This is a genomic window from Kitasatospora sp. NPDC056273, assembly GCF_042268845.1.
Lineage (GTDB): Bacteria > Actinomycetota > Actinomycetes > Streptomycetales > Streptomycetaceae > Kitasatospora.
Genome location: NZ_JBHJSJ010000020.1, coordinates 98,840 through 117,865, shown reverse-complemented (window position 1 = coordinate 117,865; position 19,026 = coordinate 98,840). Strand labels below are relative to the sequence as shown.

Annotated in this window: 15 protein-coding genes and 1 pseudogene; 13 read left to right on the top strand and 3 right to left on the bottom strand. The window is 74.7% G+C overall.

The annotated features are described in order from the left end of the window. Window positions 1–93: 93 nt before the first annotated feature. The 3 genes from ACFCY1_RS19975 to ACFCY1_RS19965 all read right to left on the bottom strand — a co-directional run bounded on the left by ACFCY1_RS19975 (window position 94) and on the right by ACFCY1_RS19965 (window position 3,261). Window positions 94–1,101 carry an MsnO8 family LLM class oxidoreductase gene (locus ACFCY1_RS19975; RefSeq protein ID WP_117492701.1) on the bottom strand — a complete coding sequence of 336 codons (1,008 nt, stop codon included), beginning with the start codon at window positions 1,099–1,101 and terminating at the stop codon, window positions 94–96. Window positions 1,102–1,181: 80 nt separating this feature from the next. Continuing rightward, window positions 1,182–1,850, bottom strand: a complete 669-nt coding sequence (locus ACFCY1_RS19970; RefSeq protein ID WP_375875414.1) for a DUF2269 domain-containing protein — start codon at window positions 1,848–1,850, stop codon at window positions 1,182–1,184. A gap of 220 nt (window positions 1,851–2,070) precedes the next feature. After that, the gene (locus ACFCY1_RS19965; RefSeq protein WP_049652047.1) at window positions 2,071–3,261 is read right to left on the bottom strand and encodes a peptidoglycan-binding protein; all 1,191 of its coding nucleotides are present in this window, start codon (window positions 3,259–3,261) and stop codon (window positions 2,071–2,073) included. A 358-nt stretch (window positions 3,262–3,619) separates the two neighbouring features. Between ACFCY1_RS19965 and ACFCY1_RS19960 the strand changes: the two genes are divergently transcribed. The 13 genes and pseudogenes from ACFCY1_RS19960 (at window position 3,620) to ACFCY1_RS19900 (ending at window position 19,022) form a co-directional block, all read left to right on the top strand. Then, a complete protein-coding gene (locus ACFCY1_RS19960; RefSeq protein WP_375875413.1) occupies window positions 3,620–4,939 on the top strand; it encodes a DUF6271 family protein in 1,320 nt (439 codons plus the stop codon). Next, window positions 4,939–5,436, top strand: a complete 498-nt coding sequence (locus tag ACFCY1_RS19955) for a GNAT family N-acetyltransferase (RefSeq protein ID WP_049652045.1) — start codon at window positions 4,939–4,941, stop codon at window positions 5,434–5,436. Before ACFCY1_RS19960 ends, ACFCY1_RS19955 begins: the two co-directional genes overlap by 1 nt. A 143-nt stretch (window positions 5,437–5,579) precedes the next feature. Beyond that, window positions 5,580–6,593 carry an alcohol dehydrogenase AdhP gene (adhP, locus tag ACFCY1_RS19950; RefSeq protein ID WP_074004513.1) on the top strand — a complete coding sequence of 338 codons (1,014 nt, stop codon included), beginning with the start codon at window positions 5,580–5,582 and terminating at the stop codon, window positions 6,591–6,593. A gap of 172 nt (window positions 6,594–6,765) precedes the next feature. Next, window positions 6,766–7,794, top strand: coding sequence for a hypothetical protein (locus ACFCY1_RS19945; RefSeq protein ID WP_375875412.1), 1,029 nt, complete (start codon window positions 6,766–6,768; stop codon window positions 7,792–7,794). 228 nt (window positions 7,795–8,022) lie between these two features. Continuing rightward, a pseudogene (locus ACFCY1_RS19940) lies at window positions 8,023–9,630 on the top strand (AMP-binding protein); the annotation flags it as partial. Between the two features lie 36 nt (window positions 9,631–9,666). Continuing rightward, complete coding sequence (locus ACFCY1_RS19935) at window positions 9,667–10,050, top strand: thioesterase family protein (protein ID WP_234348306.1); 384 nt, start codon at window positions 9,667–9,669, stop codon at window positions 10,048–10,050. After that, window positions 10,047–12,437 (top strand): FAD-dependent monooxygenase, encoded by a 2,391-nt coding sequence (locus tag ACFCY1_RS19930; RefSeq protein ID WP_375875411.1) that lies wholly within the window; start codon window positions 10,047–10,049, stop codon window positions 12,435–12,437. Before ACFCY1_RS19935 ends, ACFCY1_RS19930 begins: the two co-directional genes overlap by 4 nt. Before the next feature lie 68 nt (window positions 12,438–12,505). After that, window positions 12,506–13,477, top strand: a complete 972-nt coding sequence (locus ACFCY1_RS19925; protein ID WP_375875410.1) for a carbon-nitrogen hydrolase family protein — start codon at window positions 12,506–12,508, stop codon at window positions 13,475–13,477. After that, window positions 13,474–14,673 (top strand): cupin domain-containing protein, encoded by a 1,200-nt coding sequence (locus ACFCY1_RS19920; protein WP_375875409.1) that lies wholly within the window; start codon window positions 13,474–13,476, stop codon window positions 14,671–14,673. Before ACFCY1_RS19925 ends, ACFCY1_RS19920 begins: the two co-directional genes overlap by 4 nt. 17 nt (window positions 14,674–14,690) lie before the next feature. Continuing rightward, window positions 14,691–15,605, top strand: a complete 915-nt coding sequence (locus tag ACFCY1_RS19915; protein WP_375875408.1) for a fumarylacetoacetate hydrolase family protein — start codon at window positions 14,691–14,693, stop codon at window positions 15,603–15,605. Window positions 15,606–15,636: 31 nt separating this feature from the next. After that, on the top strand, window positions 15,637–16,389 hold the full coding sequence (locus ACFCY1_RS19910) for an Asp/Glu racemase (RefSeq protein ID WP_049650649.1): 753 nt from the start codon (window positions 15,637–15,639) through the stop codon (window positions 16,387–16,389). A 156-nt stretch (window positions 16,390–16,545) separates the two neighbouring features. Beyond that, window positions 16,546–17,406 carry a PaaX family transcriptional regulator C-terminal domain-containing protein gene (locus tag ACFCY1_RS19905; RefSeq protein ID WP_375875407.1) on the top strand — a complete coding sequence of 287 codons (861 nt, stop codon included), beginning with the start codon at window positions 16,546–16,548 and terminating at the stop codon, window positions 17,404–17,406. After that, window positions 17,403–19,022, top strand: a complete 1,620-nt coding sequence (locus tag ACFCY1_RS19900) for an amidohydrolase (RefSeq protein WP_375875406.1) — start codon at window positions 17,403–17,405, stop codon at window positions 19,020–19,022. The genes ACFCY1_RS19905 and ACFCY1_RS19900 overlap by 4 nt, the downstream gene beginning before the upstream one ends. Window positions 19,023–19,026: the final 4 nt, after the last annotated feature.

Genomic DNA, 19,026 nt, shown 5'->3' with positions numbered 1-19,026 from the left:
GGGAGGGGAGCAGCGAGCGCCGGGCAGCCGGCGAGGCCCGGCCCGGACCGGTGACGGCTCCGCCTCCTCCGGGCCCACTCGGGCCCGGCCCGCTCAGGCCCGGCCGACGGCCTCGGCGAGGAGCCGGTAGGAGTCCAGCAGCGCGGCGCGGTCGTAGGTACTGGTGGTGACCAGGAACTCGTCCGCCCCGCTGCGCTCCACCAGCGCCAGCAGCTCGGCGGCGGCCTGCTCCGGGGTGCCCGCGATGTGCCCCTTGAGCGACTGCTCGTACGCGGCCCGCTCCCGGACGGTCATCTCCCGGGCGAGGATCTCCGCCGCCGGGGCCAGGGGCGGGAACTCGCCGTGGGTACGGGAATACGCGCCGGACCAGGCCTCCGGGACGAGCAGCTCACGCGCCCGCTCGGCCGTCTCGGCGACCGCCACCGTGCCCGAGACCACCACGTACGGCTCGGCGGCGTGCGCCGAGGGGCGGAACCGGTCGCGGTAGCGGTCGATCGCCGCGAGCATCCGGTCCTCCCCGTGCGGGGCGGCGATCACCAGCGGCAGCCCGGCGTCGGCGGCCAGGTCGGCGCCCGCACCGGTGGCCAGGACGAAGGCCGGGACGTGCAGGCCCTCGGCCGGCCGGGCGTGGACCCCGCGGTGCGCCTGCTGCGAGCCGTCGAAGTAGCCGAGCAGTTCGGCCAGCTGGGCACCGAACTCGTCCGCTGCGCCCTTCTCGCGCCCGAGCGCCCGCCGGACGCCGTCGGTGAAGCCCACCGAGCGTCCGAGCCCCATGTCGATCCGCCCCGGGAACAGCGCGGCCAGCACCCCGAACTGCTCGGCCACCACCAGCGGCTGATGGTTGGGCAGCATCACCCCGCCGGTGCCGACCCGGATCCGGGAGGTGGCCGCCGCCACGGCCGCCGCGAGCACGGTGGGCGCCGACCCGGCCACCCCCGGCACGCCGTGGTGCTCGGAGACCCAGAACCGGTGGTAGCCGAGCCGCTCCGCCTCGCGGGCGAAGGCCACCGTGTCCCGCAGTGCCCGGGCCGGCTCCTCGCCCTGTCTGGTCCGGGAGCGGTCGAGCACGGAGATCCTGGTCGTGGGCGCGGCGCTGGTCACGTCGGTGCACAACGCCCTCCCTCCGCGCGGGCATTCCCCGGGCGGCCCCGGGTCGGGGCCGGCGGCCGTCGGCCGGCCGGTCAGGCGCCTGCCCCGGGTATTCGGCCCCGACGGGCGTCCGCGTCCGCGGCACCGGCCTTGGTGCCGGACCCGGCACTGCCTCCGGAACCGGCCTTGGTCTTCCGGCGGCCCCAGGGCTTGTACACCGACAGGACCACGGTGAACAGGTAGAGCGACAGCGCCACCGCCGGGACGATCACCGTGTTGTACCGGACGAAGCCGAGGTCCGCCGCCGTGATCGGGCCGGTCGGGTGCGCGTCCACCACCCGCACCGCGTCGTGCAGCCGGTCACTGAGCGCGAAGACGGAGGCCGCCATCGCCCCCAGCGTCAGCCAGAACTTGGTACTCACCCAGTAGTACCGGAACAGCCCCCAGGAGGTGCCGAGCCCGAGCGCCACCCCGCTCAGGAAGGTGAGCAGGCTCAGCGGCAGGATCAGCACGTCGCCGAGCAGGCCCATCGCCCGGTAGGCGGTGCGCAGCCGGTCGGCGTCGCCGGCGCCCACGGCCGTCAGCGCTGTCACCGCCAGGGTGAGCAGGCAGAGCATCAGCGCCAGCCAGCTCACCGAGGCGGTGATGTGCAGGACGACCAGGCGTTTGCGCGCCGCCGGTGTCAGGCGGCGGCCCGCGGACCGCCGCCTGACACCGGACGCCGGTTCGGACGCCGTGACGGCGCCGGTGGGCGAGCGCACGGGGTACCTCCTTCGAGTCGGGGCCACGAGGACGGCCCCAGGCTCTCCCGTCCGATCCTCATCGGGCATCTGACGGTGGAAGTAACCTCGCCTACTCCCCGGCGAGTACGCGCCGCGGGCGACAGCCGGAGCGCTCCTCCCCGAGGAGCAGCACGGAACAGCGGGGAGCAGCCGGAGACAGCGGGAAACAGCCCCGGCCGCGGCTCCCCAGGAGCCGGCCTCAGTCGGTCACCGCGAACCCCTGCGCCGCGCCCAGCTGCTGCAGCGAGGCCTGGCCGGGGATCCCGTCCGCCGCCCCCGCCTGGTACCCGCAGCGCCGCTGCCAGGCCGCGTACGCGGAGACCGTCCGGGTGCCGAACGAGCCGTCCACCCACCGCTGGTCGAGCAGCCCCTCGTCCGCGAGCGCCTGCTCCACGATGGCCACCTCGGACCCGTACGTCAGGTGCCCCTGGGCGGCCCCCGGGTCGGTCCCGGCGGCCGCGACCACGTGGGACACCGAGACCGTCCGCTGCCCGGGCAGGTAGCCGAGCAGCCGGCGCAGCGAGCTCTCCCCCGGGACGCCGTCCGCCGCCTGCCCGGCGTAGCCCAGACTCCCCTGGTAGTCCGCGTAGTTCTCGGTGTCCGCGTCCGTCCAGTTCGGGCCGGGGCCGGAGCGGTAGTGGTCGCCGAAGCCGTGCGCGACCAGCGCCCGCCCGACCACCGTCACCTGGTAGCCCTGGGCGCCGTAGCCGTACGGCAGGCCGTTGATGCTGACCTGGTAGCGGGCGGTCGTGACCGGGGGCACCGGCTGCTGCTGGGGCGGGATGCCCGGGGAGCCGGGCCCGGCCGTGAGGTCGGGCCAGGAGCCGGGGTCGGTGTGGTCGTTGTACGGCACGTGGGCGTGCGCGTACCAGCCGCCGAGGGCCTCCCAGGTCCGCTCGTCGCGGTGGCCGGAGAAGTCGGTCGGCCGGCCCATCGGCCAGATGTCGGGCACGCCCCAGGAGGAGATCCAGGCGTGGATCCGGTCCCAGCCCGCGCACGGGGTGTCGACCAGGCGCGGGTAGACGGCGCCCTGGTAGCGGCAGTAGGGGAAGAACACCGCCTCGATCTGGATCACCACCCGCCCGGCCCGGTTGGTGCGGGTGGGGCTCTGGCTGGGGCTGAGCAGGCTCTTCGAGCGGGAGTCGGCCGGGAACAGCTGCGCCGTGCGGCCGCTGAACGGGTCCCAGACCAGGTGCGGCGCGTCGCCGGCGCCGCTGCCGGTGAAGTAGCCGACCAGGTCCTCGTAGGAGCACCAGTCCTGCGGCGCGGCGGCGGTCGCGTTGCGGTCCCAGGTGATGTGGGCGATGGCCTTCGGCGGGTACTGCTGATCGGTCGGCGCGTGGTCGCCGAGGTCGTGGATCTCGGCACCGGGCAGCCACAGTTCGGGCATCGTCGGCTCCTCCGAACGGCGTGAGGGCATCACCTCCGGTATCGGCAGGCAGGGCTCACGGATTGACCCCGACGGCGCAAAACCCCGGCAATGAACCCCCCGTACCCGTCCGGCCGTTCGACTCAGCGAGGGCTCTTCGTCCTCGCGTGCGATTCGGGCGCCCGTGCGGGGACGGCCGGTCGCACGGAAGGGGGCGCATTCCACCCCGTCGGGGCGCCGCTGTCAATCGTTGACTTCACAAGTGGTCTAGTCCACGGTGGTCCGGCAGACCGGCCCGAGCCGCCGTCCGGGATCCCCCTGAGCGCTCAACTGGCAATCACTGCACCGAATCTGACGATCCGATGGAGAAACCCGCACCATGCAAAGAGTCTGCCTCGCCCTGCCCACCATGCGGTCCTGCCCCGACACCATCGCGGAACTCGCCGAGGAGGCGGCCTACGCCGTCGCGACCTTCGGGGTCGAGGTGCACCTGCTCGTCCTCGACACCACCGACGCCGTCGCCTTCGCGGAGAACGCGGGCGCCGTGGCCGCGCTGGAGCCCACCCCCGGCGTGGTCGTCCACCACCTCGGCGAGGCGCGGCAGCGGGAGTTCCTGCGCCGGGTGGCCGAGCGCTCCGGCGCCGCCGACCCCGAACTGCTGCTCGACATGATGCTGCCGCCGGCCGTCGCGTACGGCTCCTGCGTCAACCGGCTCTTCCTCGGCGCGGCCGCCCTGGGCTGCACCTCGGCGCACCTGCGCAACGACGACGCCGACTTCCAGGTCGTCGACGGCCGGAAGGTCTTCCCGATCCACCACGAGCTGCTCTCGATCGGCCGGCCGGCCGGCGAGGCGGCGGCCGTCGTGTCCCGCTCCGAGCTCGACCCGGCCGACGCGGACAAGCCGGTGATGCTGGTCAGCGGCTCCTTCATCGGCGAACTCAACGTGGACATCAGCGAGATCCACGAGCTGGACCCGGCCGTCTACCGCGAGGTGGTGCGCCTGTGGACCCCGCCGGTGTGGTCGCAGGAGGAGCAGGACGCGATGGTGGACGTCTCCTTCAAGGGCGCCGGCTCCGAGCCGTTCACCACCGACGAGTCCGTCCTCGGCGTGCCCGACATCTGGGACGTCTACATGTGCAACATCGCCCTGGACCACCGGGCCTACGAGGTGCTGCCGCTGCTGCCCTCGATCGAGACGATCGGCAGCGACTACGCCCTGCTGCACGCCATGGTCCACTCCCGGCTGCCCGGCGTCGTCCACAACCGCCACATCGTCAACTACTACACGCCCGAGCGCCGCACCGGCTCCGGCTTCGTCAACTACCAGCTGCGGTTCGTCAAGTTCCTGCTCTCGATGCTGTACCTGTACCCGGTCTACGGCGGCATGATCGACCTCGGCCGCGGGCTGCTGGACGAGCGGCACGGGCTGAAGGTCGAGCCGCTCCTCGACCTGGTGCGCGGCAGCGTCGACTGGGACCGGGCCGGGAACGAGCACTGCCTGGACGTCCTGGACCGCTCCTACCGCAAGCTGGGCGGCAAGTACGCCGAGCTCGCGGACGTGGTGGCCGAGCGGCGGCAGCAGCTGCTGGACGAGGCCCGGGAGGACGCCGAGCGCTGGGCGGTGCTGGTGGAGGCCTGGGCGGCACTGGTGGCCGCCTCCCGCGCGGAGGGGCTCGGCGCCTCGGAGGTTCCGGCCTAGTGGGCGAGGACCTCCGGATCCGGCTCCTGGCCGACGGCGACTGGGACGCCGTGGTCGCGCTGGAGTACGACGCCTACGCGGCCGACGGCCTGTCGGAGGGCCGGGAAGCGCTGCAGTCCCGCGCCCTCGGCTCGCCGGAGACCTGCTTCGTGCTGGAGCAGGGCGGCACGGTCCGCGGCTACCTGCTGAGCCTGCCGTACCCGCCGCTGCGCTGCCCGGACCTCGCCCGGGCGGAGGACGCGGTGCACGAGTCGGGCAACCTGCACGTGCACGACCTGGTGATCGCCGAGGACCTGCGCGGCCGGGAGGTCGCGCTGGGGTTCATCCGGCACTTCCGGGAGCGGGCGGAGGAGCTGGGCTTCGAGCGGATCTCGATGGTCGCGGTGCGCGGGGCGGACATCCTGCTGCGGCTGCTCGGCTACCGCGCGCACCGGGAGGTGGCGGTCCCCGCGTCCTACGGGCGACGCGCCGTCTACATGTCGATGCCGGTGCGCTGACCTGCGGGGATACCTGGACCCATGCCCACTCTTCTGGCCTAGTCCGGACGGCGAAGATCACCCCATCGGGTGAAGCTGGTGGCGGCTGCGCCCGCGCGCGCGGCCGCCGGCAGCACCCGTCCGTACGCCCGAGGGAGAAGCGCATGAAGGCCGCCGTCGTCCACGACTTCACCGCACCGCTGGCCGTCGAGGACCGCCCCCTACCGAAGCCCGCCGCGCACCAGGTCCGGGTCCGGATCGAGGCCTCCGGCCTCTGCCACACCGACATCCACGCCGCCCACGGCGACTGGCCGGTCAAGCCCAGCCCGCCGTTCGTCCCCGGGCACGAGGGCGTCGGCATCGTCGAGGCGGCCGGCGACCAGGTCCGGCACGTCCGGGTGGGCGAACGGGTCGCCATCCCCTGGCTCGCGGACGCCTGCGGGCGCTGCGACCACTGCGTCTCCGGCTGGGAGACGCTCTGCCTCCAGCAGCACAACAGCGGCTACTCGGTGGACGGCGCCTACGCCGAGTACGCGCTCGCGCACGGCGACTACGTCGTCCCCGTCCCGGACGGCATCGACCCGCTGGACGCCGCCCCGCTGTCGTGCGCGGGCGTCACCACCTACAAGGCGCTCAAGGTCTCTGACGCCCGGCCCGGCACCCGGGTGCTGGTCTCCGGCATCGGCGGACTCGGCCACCTGGCCCTCCAGTACGCCCGGATCTTCGGCGCCGAGACCATCGCCGTCGACGTCACCGACGACAAGCTCGCCCTGGCCCGCGAGCTCGGCGCCGACCACGTCCTGGACGCCCGCACCCAGGACGTCGCGGCCGAGGTCCAGGCCCTGGGCGGCGCCCACGCCTCGATCGCCCTCGCCGTCAGCAACGCCTCCTTCCAGGCGGCCTACGGCGCCCTGCGCCGCGGCGGCACCCTCGTCCTGGTCGCCCTCCCGGCCGAGGGCAGGCTCGAACTCCCGGTCTTCGAGACGGTGCTGAACGGCACCAAGGTGATCGGCTCGATCGTCGGCACCCGCGAGGACCTCGCCGAGGTCTTCCGCCTGCACGCCCTCGGCCGCACCCGGGTGATCCGCGAGACCCGCCGGCTGGAGGACGTGAACGCCTGCTTCGACGAGGTCCTGAGCGGCAAGGTCTCCGCCCGCCTGGTCTTCGACCTGCGCTGACACCCCCGTCCACGGCGCGGGTCGGCCGACGGGCCGCGCCCGGCTACGTCCGGATCGCGTCTCAGTCGCGTCTCCGTTCGGTTCGGCATGGGTACGAACCGGGCCCCGGTCCGGGATCGTGGGGGCAACCACTCGTGCGGCAAGGGGAGTTGCCATGGGGGACGGCCGGGGCTTGGCACCGGATGCGGTGGCGGCACTGCTGGGCGACGGGCCGCACCGGGCGGTGGCGGAGGTCGTCCGGGCGCGGTTGCGGGCGGTGCCGGAGGGGGCCCGGGCGCTGACGGCGGCGGAGGCGAGCCCGGGGGACGCGCGGGCACGGGCGCTGCTGACCGCCGCCGTCGACCACCTGCTGGCCGCGGACCCGGCGTTCGCGCGGTACCTCGCCACCACCGGGCTCGGGAAACCGGCCGACCCGCCGACCGTCCAGCTGCGGAGCGAGCCCGGCACCGTACAACTGCGGGTCGGACCACCGTCCACGCCGCCGCCGGCGAACCCGGCCACCGTCCAGCTGCGGCTCGACCCGGGGGCCGCCCGCGCCCGGACGCTCGCCGCCCGGCGGAGCGGCACCGGCATCGTGGTGGCGCTCGCCCTGGTGCTGATCGCCGCACTGGTCGCGATCGGCATCCACCTGGGCTCGCGTCCGCTGCTGAAGCCGGGCGGGCCCGGACTGGCGCACGCCGCACCGCCGCTGGGCGACCCGGCGCTGGTCCGGGCGGTGCTGCCCGACGCGCGGGCGCTGCCGGGCGGCTGGCAGGTGCGACGGGAGCCGACGGCGGGGACCGCCCGGGGCGGCGGGCTGCCGTGCCTGCTCCCGGACTCCTGCGACCTTCAACTCGCCTCCGCCACCGTGACCTTCGGTTCGGCCTCGGCGCAGACCGTGGAGTTCGGCGTGGCCTCCTTCGCCTCCCCCGAGGCCGCCGCCCGCGCCTTCGACCACACGCTCGACCGGACCGCCGGCACCGACCCGGCGGCGGCCGTCCCGCGGATCGGCGACCAGAGCGCCGTCCGCGTCCAGGGCTCCTCGTCGGCGGTGGCACTGGCCAGGGTCGGCAGCGTGCTGCTCGTCGTGCGCGGGGAGGGGTCGGGCGACCAGCTCACCGGGCCCGCGTTCACCGGCCTCGCCGAGCTCGTCGCCGAGCGTGCCCGGCAGGTGCAGGAGGGCCGCACGCCCGGTGCCGCCGCGGACGGCGCGAGCAGCTGACGGTCCGGTCCCGTCGAGGCGGTCCGGGACGGCCGGTTGCCGCCCGTCCCGGACCGCGGACCCGAGCGGGGAGCCGGACGACAACGGGGACCAGGAGCCAGGGAGCACCGGAGGCGCCGGGGAGCGCCACCAGGGCCGTCGCCCGAATGCGTGTATCGCTCTCTTGACTGGCGTCACCGAAGCGCCATACTGGCCTCACTCCCCGCTCGCACAACGAGGTGCCCGCCCATGGAGCTCTCACCCTCGGCGCACGTGGACACGTTCTGTCGAGACCACCTCCCGCCCTTCGAGCAGTGGCCCGAACTCCTTTTCGAACTCCCGGAGTTGGCCTACCCCGACCGCCTGAACTGCGCCGCCGCCCTACTCGACGACACCATCGAACGCCTCGGCCCGGACCGCCGCTGCCTGCTCACCCCCACCGGGAGCTGGACCTACGGCGAACTGCGCGGCCACGCAGACCGGATCGCCCGCCTGCTGACCGAGGACCTCGGCCTCGTCCCCGGCAACCGGGTCCTGCTGCGCGGCCCCAACACCCCCTGGCTGGCAGCCTGTTGGCTCGGCGTCCTGAAGGCCGGCGGGGTGGCCGTCACCACCATGCCACTGCTGCGCGCCGCCGAGCTGACCGAGCTCACCGGCATCGCCCGGCCCGCCCTCGCCCTGTGCGACCACCGCTTCCTGGACGAGCTGGACCGGGCCCGGACCCCCGAGCTGCGGGTTCTCCCCTACGGCGGCCCCGGCCCCGAGGACCTCACCGCCCGCTGCGCCGCCAAGCCCGCCGGCTTCCCCGCCGTCCCGACCGCCGCCGACGACGTCGCGCTGATCGCCTTCACCTCCGGCACCACCGGCCGCCCCAAGGCCACCCTGCACTTCCACCGCGACGTGCTCGCCATCGCCGACACCTTCTCCCGCCACCTGCTCCACCCCACCCCCGAGGACCTCTTCACCGGCACCCCGCCACTCGGCTTCACCTTCGGCCTCGGCGGCCTGCTGGTCTTCCCGCTGCGCGCGGGCGCCGCCGGCCTGCTGCTGGAGCAGGCCACCCCCGAGCAGCTCGCCGAACACGTCCGCCGGCACCGGGTGAGCGTCCTGTTCACCGCGCCGACCGCCTACCGGGCGATCCTGGCCGCCGGGCTGGCCGACCGGCTGGCCGGGGTGCGGCACTGCGTCTCGGCGGGCGAGCCGCTGCCCGCCGCCGTCTGGCAGGCCTTCCACACGGCCACCGGACAGCGGCTGATCGACGGCATCGGCGCCACCGAGCTGCTGCACGTGTTCGTCTCGGCCACCGGCCGGGACATCCGCCCCGGCTCCACCGGCCGGCCCGTCCCCGGCTTCCGGGCCGCGGTCCTGGACGGGCAGGGCCGCCCGGTGCCGGACGGCGAGCCCGGGATGCTCGCCGTCAAGGGCCCGACCGGCTGCCGCTACCTGGACGACGAGCGCCAGCTGGACTACGTCCGCGGCGGCTGGAACCTCACCGGTGACACCTACGTCCGGGACGGCGACGGCTACTTCTGGTTCCGGGCCCGCAACGACGACATGATCGTCTCCTCCGGCTACAACATCGCCGGGCCCGAGGTGGAACAGGCGCTCGCCGCCCACCCCGACGTGGCCGACTGCGCGGTGGTCGGCGCGCCGGACGAGCGGCGCGGCGCGGTGGTCAAGGCGTACGTGGTGCTGCGCGCGGGCGTACCGGCCGGGCCGGAGACGGCCCGCGCGCTCCAGGAGCACGTCAAGCGCGCCATCGCGCCCTACAAGTACCCGCGGGCGGTCGAGTTCGTGCCCGAGCTGCCGCGCACCGCGACCGGCAAGCTGCACCGCGCCGAGCTGCGCCGACGGGCCGCGCTGACCCCGGCCAGCGTCACCGTCGAGCGCCGGGTGGAGTGGTCCGACACCGACGCCGCCGGGCACTACCACTTCTCCGCCGTGCAGCGCTGGGCCGAGGCGGCGGAGGCGGCCCTGCTGCGCCGGCTCGGGCTCGCCGAGCTGTTCGGGCGGATACCCCGGGTGCACTTCGAGGCCGACTACCGCGAACGGCTCTGGTTCGGCGACCTGGTCCGCACCGAACTGCGGGTCGTCCGGGTCGGCGGCTCCTCCCTGCACTACGCCTTCGAGGTGCACGGCCCGCACGGGCTGGCCGCGAGCGGGCGGATGTCAGTGGTGCACGCCGCGCCGCAGGACGGGGGCTCCCAGCCGTGGCCCGCGCAGGTCCGCCGCACGCTGGCCGAGGCGGGGCCGCAGCGGCCCGAGGTGCTCGCATGAGCACGGCACCGGACCGCGCGGGCCGACCGGACGCGGCTCCGCGGGCGGTGCGCCGGATCGCGGTGATCGGCGCCGGCCCCGGCGGGCTCTACTTCGCCGCCCTGGCCAAGCAGCTGGCACCCGACCGGGACATCACCGTCTTCGAACGGGACGGCCGGGACGACGAGTTCGGCTTCGGCGTGGTCTTCTCCGACGAGACCCTGGACGGCATCGCCCGGGCCGACCCGCTCGTCTTCGCCGCGATCAGCGCCGAGTTCGCCCGCTGGAGCGACATCGACATCCGCTACGCGGGCGAGGTCCGCACCAGCGGCGGCCACGGCTTCGCCGCCCTGGACCGCAACCGGCTGCGCGCCGTCCTCCGACAGCGCTGCGCCGAGCTGGCGGTGGACGTCCGCTACCGCACCCCGGCCCCGCCCGTCGACCGACTGTCCGCCGAGTACGACCTGGTGGTGGCCGCCGACGGAATCCGCTCCGGCACCCGGGCCGCCCACCCCGAGAGCTTCCGCCCTGACCTGGACGAACGCCACTGCCGCTACATGTGGCTCGCCACCGACAAGGTCTTCGAGGCCTTCACCTTCATCGTCGAGCGGTACGACTTCGGCGTCCTCCAGGTGCACGCCTACCCGTACAGCGCCACCCGCTCGACCTTCATCGTCGAGGCGGCCGCGGACGCCTGGCACCGCGCCGGCTTCGATGCCTTCGCCGCACGGGAGTCGGCGCGCGGCGAGAGCGACCTGGCGAGCGTGCGGCGCTGTGCCGAGCTGCTCGCCGGGCACCTGGACGGCCACCGGCTGATCCCCAACGCCTCCCGCTGGATCCGCTTCACCACGGTCCGGAACGCGAGCTGGCGCCACCGCAACGTGGTCCTGCTCGGCGACGCCGCGCACTCCGCGCACTTCTCGATCGGCTCCGGCACCAAGCTCGCCCTGGAGGACGCCCTCGCCCTGGCCGCCGCGCTGAGCGAACAGCCCACCCTGGACGCGGCGTTGGCCTGGTACGAGGCCGAGCGGCGCCCGGTGGTGGAGTCCACCCAGCGCGCCGCGCAGGCCAGCCTGGAATGGTTCGAGACCATCGGGCGGCGCACCGGGCAGGGGATCGACCGGTTCGCCTTCAACCTGCTCACCCGCAGCCGGCGGGTCACCTACGGCAACCTGCGGGCCCGCGACCCCGCCTTCGTGGACGCCGTGGACACCGCCTTCGGCGGCTCGCCCGGGGTGCCGCCGATGTTCCGGCCGCTGAAACTGGGCGCGCTGGAACTGCGCAACCGCGTCGTGGTGCCCCCGCTCGCCACCTTCACCTCCCCCGACGCGCTGCCCAGCGGCTTCGACCGCGCCCAACTGACCGGCCACGCGCTCGGCGGCGCGGGGCTGGTGATCGCCGGGATGACCGCGGTCAGCCCCGAGGGCCGGGCCACCGACCGCTGCCCGGGCCTGTGGGCCGACCACCAGGAGGCCGCCTGGCGCCGACTCGTCGACGCGGTACGGGCGGTGAGCGACACCCCGCTCGGCATCCAGCTGACCCACGCCGGCCGCCGGGGCGCGACCGCCGCCCCCGGACCGGACGGCGTCGGGCGCCCGCTCGCCGAGGGCTGGCCGCTGATCGCCCCCTCGGCCCTCCCCTGGGACACCGGCAGCCCGGTGCCGCACGAGGCGAACGACATCCAACTGACCGCCGTCACCGCGGACTTCGCGGCCGCCGCCGAGCGGGCCGCCCGGGCCGGCTTCGACGTGCTGGAGCTCCAGTTCGGCCACGGCCACCTGCTCTCCTCCTTCCTCTCCCCGCTCACCAACCGCCGCACCGACCGCTACGGCGGTCCGCTCGCCCACCGGCTGCGGCTGCCACTGGAGGTGCTGACGGCGGTGCGCGCCGTCTGGCCGGCCGGGCGGCCGCTGCTGGTGCGGATCTCGGCGAGCGACTGGGCGCCCGGCGGCACCACCGAGGAGGAGGCCGTGGCGATCGGCCGCGCGCTCGCCGGGGCCGGGGCGGACGCGCTGGACGTCTCCACCGGCGAGGTGGTGTCGCACCAGCGGCCGCCGTACGGGCGCGGCTACCAGACGCCGTTCGCCGAACTGGTCCGCGCCGCCACCGGCCTGCCGACCATCGCGGTCGGCGCCATCTCCGGGTTCGACGACGCGGACTCCGTCCTGCTGGCCGGGCGGGCCGACCTGGTCGCGGTCGGCCGCGCCCACCTGTACGACCCGCTCTGGACGCTGCACGCCGCCGCCGAGCGGAACCACGCCGGACCGGGCGCCCGCTGGCCCGAACCCTGGCGGGCCGGCAGCCGCAAGCCGCCCGGGCCGAACGCCGACCGGGTCGCCCCGCGCCTGCACCTGCTGCGCGAGCCTCCCCCGCCCGTCCACCGCCGCTGGTCACCGGACCCTCCGTGAGCGGCCCCCGAGCCCCTCGAGAAGCCGTCGCGTTCCCCACCGCAGCCCCCGAGGAGGGACGAGGAACCATGCCCGACCTGCCCCGCTTCACCGCCGCCGCCGTCCAGGCCGCCCCGGTCTACCTGGACCCGGCCGCCACCGTCGACAAGGCCGTCGCGCTGATCCACGAGGCGGCCGGGCACGGCGCCGAACTGGTGGTCTTCCCCGAGGTCTTCGTGCCCGGCTACCCGTACTGGAACTGGACGATGAACCCGGTGCAGGGCTCGCCCTGGTACGACCGGCTGTACCGGGCCGCCGTGGACGTCCCCGGCCCGTACGTCGACACCCTGCGGGCCGCGGCCCGGCAGGCTGGCGTGGTGCTGGTGATCGGGGTCAACGAACGCGGCCGGCCCGGCCTCGGACCGCTGTACAACACCCTGCTGATCATCGGCGCGGACGGCGAACTGCTCGGCGTGCACCGCAAACTGGTGCCGACCTGGGCCGAGAAACTGACCTGGGGGCAGGGCGACGGCAGCACCCTCACGGTGCACCCCACCGCCGTCGGCCCGCTCGGCGCGCTGGCCTGCGGCGAGAACACCAACCCGCTGGCCCGCTTCACGCTGCTGGCCCAGGGCGAACTCGTCCACGCCGCCTGCTACATCGCGCTGCCGGTGGGCCCCGAGGACTACGACATGGCGGACTCCATCGCCCTGCGCACCGCCGCGCACTGCTTCGAGGGCAAGGTGTTCTCGGTCGTCGCCTGCTCCACCGTCTCCCCCGAGATCGTGGACCTGATCGCCGGCGACGACCCGCGGCTCCGCAAGCAACTCGCCCGCCCGCACAGCGCCCTGTCCGGGATCTTCGGCCCGGACGGCCGCGCCGTCACCGAACCGCTGGTGGACGAGGAGGGCATCGTCTACGCCGAGATCGACCTCGGCCGCTGCGTCCAGCCCCGGCAGATGCACGACATCGTCGGCCACTACAACCGCTTCGACGTCTTCCGGCTGCACGTGGACAACCGCCCGCTGCGGCCGCTGGTGTTCCCCGAGGAGGAGGCATGACCAGCCCCGAACGCACCCCCGGTCACGACGGTCACGACGGTCGCGGAAGCCATGCCGGTCACGACGGTCACGACGGTCACGACGGTCACGACGGTCACGACGACGACCGGATCGGCCGGGCCAGGGTCACCGACAGCCCGGAACTGCTCGCCTACTACGAGGAGTTGGCCAAGTACCAGGCCGGCGCCCTGTGGACGGTCGCCAACGAGATCGAGCCCTGGTACCCGCAGCCGAGGTCCGTCCCCGTGCTCTGGCGCTACGCCGACCTCCGCCCACTGGTGCACAAGGCCCTGCCCCTGGTGAAGGCCGACGACGCCGGGCGCCGGGTGGTGATGCTGGTGAACCCCGGCCGCCGCGAACTGAGCGCCGCCGTAGGCCTGTTGTACACCGGGCTGCAGATCATGGGCCCCGGCGAGGCGATGACCGCGCACCGCCACCAGGCCTCCGCACTGCGCTTCGTCCACGAGGGCACCGGCGCCTGGACCGTCGTGGACGGGCAGAAGCTCAAGGTCGGCCCGCGCGACTTCGCGATCACCCCGAACAACACCTGGCACGAGCACGGCAACGAGGCCGACGACGCCCCGGTGATCTGGCAGGACGGCCTGGACATCCCGCTGGTCAACACCCTCGACGCCAACTTCTACGAGGTCCACCCGGAGCTGTACCAGCGGCCCGGGCCGGTCACCGACTCCTCGCTGCTCAGCTACGGCGGCAACCTGCTGCCGTACGGCGTCGAGAAGTGGACCCGCCCCTACTCGCCGCTGTTCGGCTGGCCCTGGGAGCCCAGCTACCACGCGCTCTGCCGACTCGCCCGCGCCACCGAGGGATCGCCCTTCGACGGCGTGGTCATGGAGTACACCAACCCCGTCACCGGCGGCCCGGTGATGCCGACCATGTCCGCCCACCTGCAACTGCTGCGACCGGGCCAGGCCACCCGCGCCCACCGGCACACCGGCTCGGTGGTGTACACCGCGGCCAAGGGGCGGGGCGCCTCGGTGATCGCCGGCCACCGCTTCGAGTGGCAGCGGGGGGACGTCTTCGTCGTCCCGTCCTGGGCCTGGCACGAGCACGCGAACCTCGACCAGGGCGAGGACGCCTGCCTGTTCTCCTTCAACGACTTCCCGGTGATGCACTCGCTCGGCCTCCACCGCGAAGAGGCCCACCCGGACGGGCAGCAGCCCACCACCACCGCCTGACCAGGAGCCCCACCGCCATGCACCTGTTGACCTTCCGAATCGCCGACCCCGCTGCCACCGCCGAAGCCGCAGCCGCCCCGCGCCTCGGCGCCCGGCTCGACGGCGACCGGGTCGCCGACCTGACCTCCCTGGCCTCCGCCGCCGGTGCTCAACTCCCGCCCGACCTCCTCGGGTTGATCCGCGCCGGGGAACCGGCCCTGGCCGTCGTCCGCGAGCTGCTCGCCGGCTCCCCGGCCACCAGGCCGCTCGCCGAGGTCTCGCTGTGCGCGCCGCTGCGCCCCGGCAAGATCGTCGGCGTCGGCCTCAACTACGTGGAGCACGTGGCCGAGTCGCACCGCACCCTGGACACCGACCGCGAACTCCCCGACCGCCCGGTGCTGTTCGGCAAGCCCTCGACCGCCGTCACCGGCCCGGGCGGGCCCATCCCGCACAACGCCGACCTCACCAAGCAGCTCGACTGGGAGTGCGAACTCGCCGTGGTGATCGGCGCGCCCGCCTTCCGGGTGGCCGAGGCGGACGCGCTGCGGCACGTGTTCGGCTACAGCATCGTCAACGACATCAGCGCCCGCGACCAGCGCCGCTCCGGCCAGTGGTTCTTCTCCAAGGGCCAGGACGGCTACGCCCCCTTCGGCCCGGTCGTGGTGACCGCCGACGAGATCCCCGACCCGCAGCGGCTCGACCTCTCGCTGAAGGTCAACGGCGAGCCGCGGCAGGACTCCAACACCCGCCACATGCTGTTCGGCGTCGCCCGGCTGATCGCCGACATCTCCTCCGGCGTCACCCTGGAACCGGGCGACGTGATCGCCACTGGCTCCCCCTCGGGCGTCGGCGCCGGGATGGTGCCCCCGCAGTTCCTCCAGCCCGGCGACCTCGTCGAGGCCACCATCGAGCGGATCGGCACGCTCGCCAACCCCGTGGTCGACGCCCGCTGACCAGCCCCGACCGGAAAGGACCGTCCGCCCGATGACCACCTACCGGATCGGCCAGATCGTCCCGAGTTCCAACGTCACCATGGAGACCGAGGTCCCCGCCCTGCTGCGGGCCCGCGAGGCGGTCGCCCCCGAGCGGTTCACCTTCCACTCCAGCCGGATGCGGATGACCAGGGTCACCCCCGAGCAACTGCGCGCCATGGACGCCGAGTCCGACCGCTGCGCCGCCGAGCTCTCGGACGCCCGGGTGGACGTGCTCGGCTACGCCTGCCTGGTCGCGGTGATGGCCACCGGCCACGGCTACCACCGCGAGGCCGAGCGGCGGCTGCACCTGCGCACCATCCAGAACGGCGCCCCCGCGCCCGTGGTCACCAGCGCCGGCGCCCTGGTCGCCGGGCTGCACGAACTCGGGGCCGCCAAGGTCGCGATGGTCACCCCGTACCTGCGGCCGCTGGCCCGGACGGTGGTCGAGTACCTCGCCGCGGAGGGCATCGAGGTGCTCGACCACGCCGCCCTGGAGATCGCCGACAACCTCGACGTGGCCGCCCACGACCCGGCCCGGCTGCCCGCGATCGCCCGCGGTCTCGCCCACGCCGGGGCGGACGCCGTGGTGCTCTCGGCCTGCGTGCAGCTGCCCTCCCTGTCCGCCGTCGAGGAGGCCGAGCAGCAGCTCGGCAAGCCCGTGGTCTCGGCCGCCGTCTGCACCACCCACCAGCTGCTGCGGGCCCTCGGCCTGCCCGCCTTCGCCCCCGGGGCCGGGACCCTGCTCTCCGGCGCCTACGCGTAGCGGGCGGTAGCGGTACGCGCAGTAGGCGTTACCCCTAGCAGGTGTTCCGTGCGCTTCCCGCCGGATCGGCGCATCCGGCAAAGATCGGCAAGACCCTTCCGATGTCCCGCACCCTCGTTATGATCGCCACCAGTCGCCGGGGAGGAGGGCCCGCGCATGTCCGAGAACGCACCCCGGCCGAGCTCCCTGATCAACACCGTCTACGGCGAGTTCGTCCGCCGCCTCGGCGGCTGGATATCCATCGCCGACCTGATCGCCCTGCTGGCCGAGCTGGACGTCGACGGCCCGGCCGTCCGCTCGGCGACGTCCCGGCTGAAGAAGGCCGGCACCCTGCTCCAGGAGCGCCGCGGCGGAACCGGCTACCGGCTCGCCCCGGCGGTGGAGCCGGTCTTCGAGGAGGGCGACCGGCGGATCTTCCACAGCCTGGAGCCCGCCGCGCTCGCCGACGGCTGGGTGGTGGCGGTCTTCTCGGTGCCCGAGTCCGCCCGCGCCCACCGCCACCAGCTGCGCTCCCGGCTGAGCTGGCTCGGCTTCGGCAACGCCGCCCCCGGGGTCTGGCTGGCGCCCGCCCGGCTGCTGCCGGACGCCCGCCGGCTGCTGGACCGGCTCGGGCTGAGCGCCTACGTCCATCTGTTCCTCTCCGCCGAGTACGCCGGCTTCGCCGATCTCCGGACGGCGGTGGCGAGTTGGTGGGACCTCCCGGCGATCGAGGCGCAGTACGCGGCCTTCGCCGACGCCTGGCACCCGGCCGCCGAGGAGCGGCGCGACCGGTCGCCGGTCGACCCGGCCGAGGCGTTCCGCGCCTACGTGCCGATGCTCACCCAGTGGCGCCGCCTGCCGTACCTGGACCCGGGGCTGCCCGCGCAGCTGCTGCCCGCCGACTGGAACGCGGTGCCGGCCCGCGCGGTGTTCACCGAGTTGCACGGACTGCTCGCCGAGCCCAGTCTTCGGTACGTCGAGAAGGTCACCGGGCTGTCCCGCCCCCGGGTGTGTCCGGCGATCCAGGAGCCGCAATGACCGACCCCGCCCCCGCCGACCTGCTGATCCGGGCCGCCGCCGTGCACACCCTGGTGCCCGGCGAGCCGCCCCGCCGGGCGGTCGCCGCCACCGGCGGCCGGATCACCGCCCTGTCCCCCGCGCCCGACGGCCTGGACGCCCTGGTCGGCCCGGCCACCGAGGTGGTGGACGCCCCGGGCTCGACGGTGCTGCCCGCCTTCGACGACACCCACACCCATCTGGTCATGGCCGGGCACAGCGTCCACGGCGTGCCCGTCCACCGGGCCCACGATCTGGCCGGGTTCCTCGCCCTGATCCGCGAGCGCGCCGCCCGCACCCCCGCCGGGGAGTGGATCCAGACCACGGTCAACTGGCAGGAGGTGCTGCTGGCCGAGCAACGGATGCCCACCACCGGGGAGTTGGACGCGGCCACCGCGGACCACCCGGTGCTGGTGCGCCGCGGCGCGTACAACATGGTGCTCAACTCGGCCGCGCTGCGGCTGGCCGGGATCACCGAGGCCACCGAGGCACCGCCCGGCGGTGTGATCGAGCGCGACCGGCACGGACGGCTCACCGGCCGGCTGGTCGACCGGGCGGTCGAGCTGGTCGAGCGGGTGCTGCCGCGCCCCACCCTCGCGGAGCGGATCGAGGGCCTGCGCGCCGCCTCCGCCGACTTCGCCGCCACCGGCATCGGCACCGTCCGCGACTGCCTGGTCCCGGTCGAGGACCTGGAGGTGCTGGACGCCGCGCGGGCCGGGGGCGCCCTGGCCGTCCGGGTCCGGGCGCTGGTCTCCGGCTTCGCCGCCCGCACGCCGGAGCAGGTGGACGCACTGCTGGAGCGGATGGACGCCTGGCGCTCCGCCGGCCGGGACGACGGCCGACTGAGCCTGTGGGGCGTCAAGTTCGGCATCGACGGCGGTTTCGAGGCGGGCGCCGTGGAGGAGCCCTACCGGGGGCAGCCGTGCTACCACGGCCGGCTGCTCTGGGAGCCGGCCGAGCTGCTCGCGGCGGTGGACCGGGTGGTCGGGCGGGGCTGGCGGGTCGGCGTGCACGCCTGGGGCGACCGCGGGCTGCGGGTGCTGCTGGACGTCTTCGAGCAGGTGGCCGCGCGCCGCCCCGGCCTGCCGCCCGGCACCCTGGTGGTCGAGCACGGCGGCCTGGCCCGCCCCAGCCAGCGGGCCCGGGCGATCGCCCTCGGCATCCCGGTGACGGTCCAGCACCCGCTGCTGCACGACGGCGCGCTCACCCAGCAGCGGGCCTGGGGCGAGGAGCGCACCGCCGCGCTCTTCCCGCTGCGCGAGTGGCTGGACGAGGGCGCGCTGATCACCGGGGGCTCGGACTTCCCGGTCGGCCCGTACGGCGCGATGGTGTCGGTCTGGGGCATGACCACCCGGGGCACCACGGCCGGGGTGGTCGGCCCGGAGCACGCGATCGGCCGGGCCGAGGCGGTCGCCCTGCACACCGTGAACGCGGCCCGGCTGACCGGCGAGAGCGCGGTGCGCGGCAGCCTGCGGCCGGGGGCGTTCGCCGACCTCACGGTGTGGCCGGTCGATCCGCTGGACTGCCCGGTGGACGCGCTGCGCGACCTTCGCCCCACCCGTACGGTGGTCGACGGCCGCACCACGCACCGGAGTTGACGGA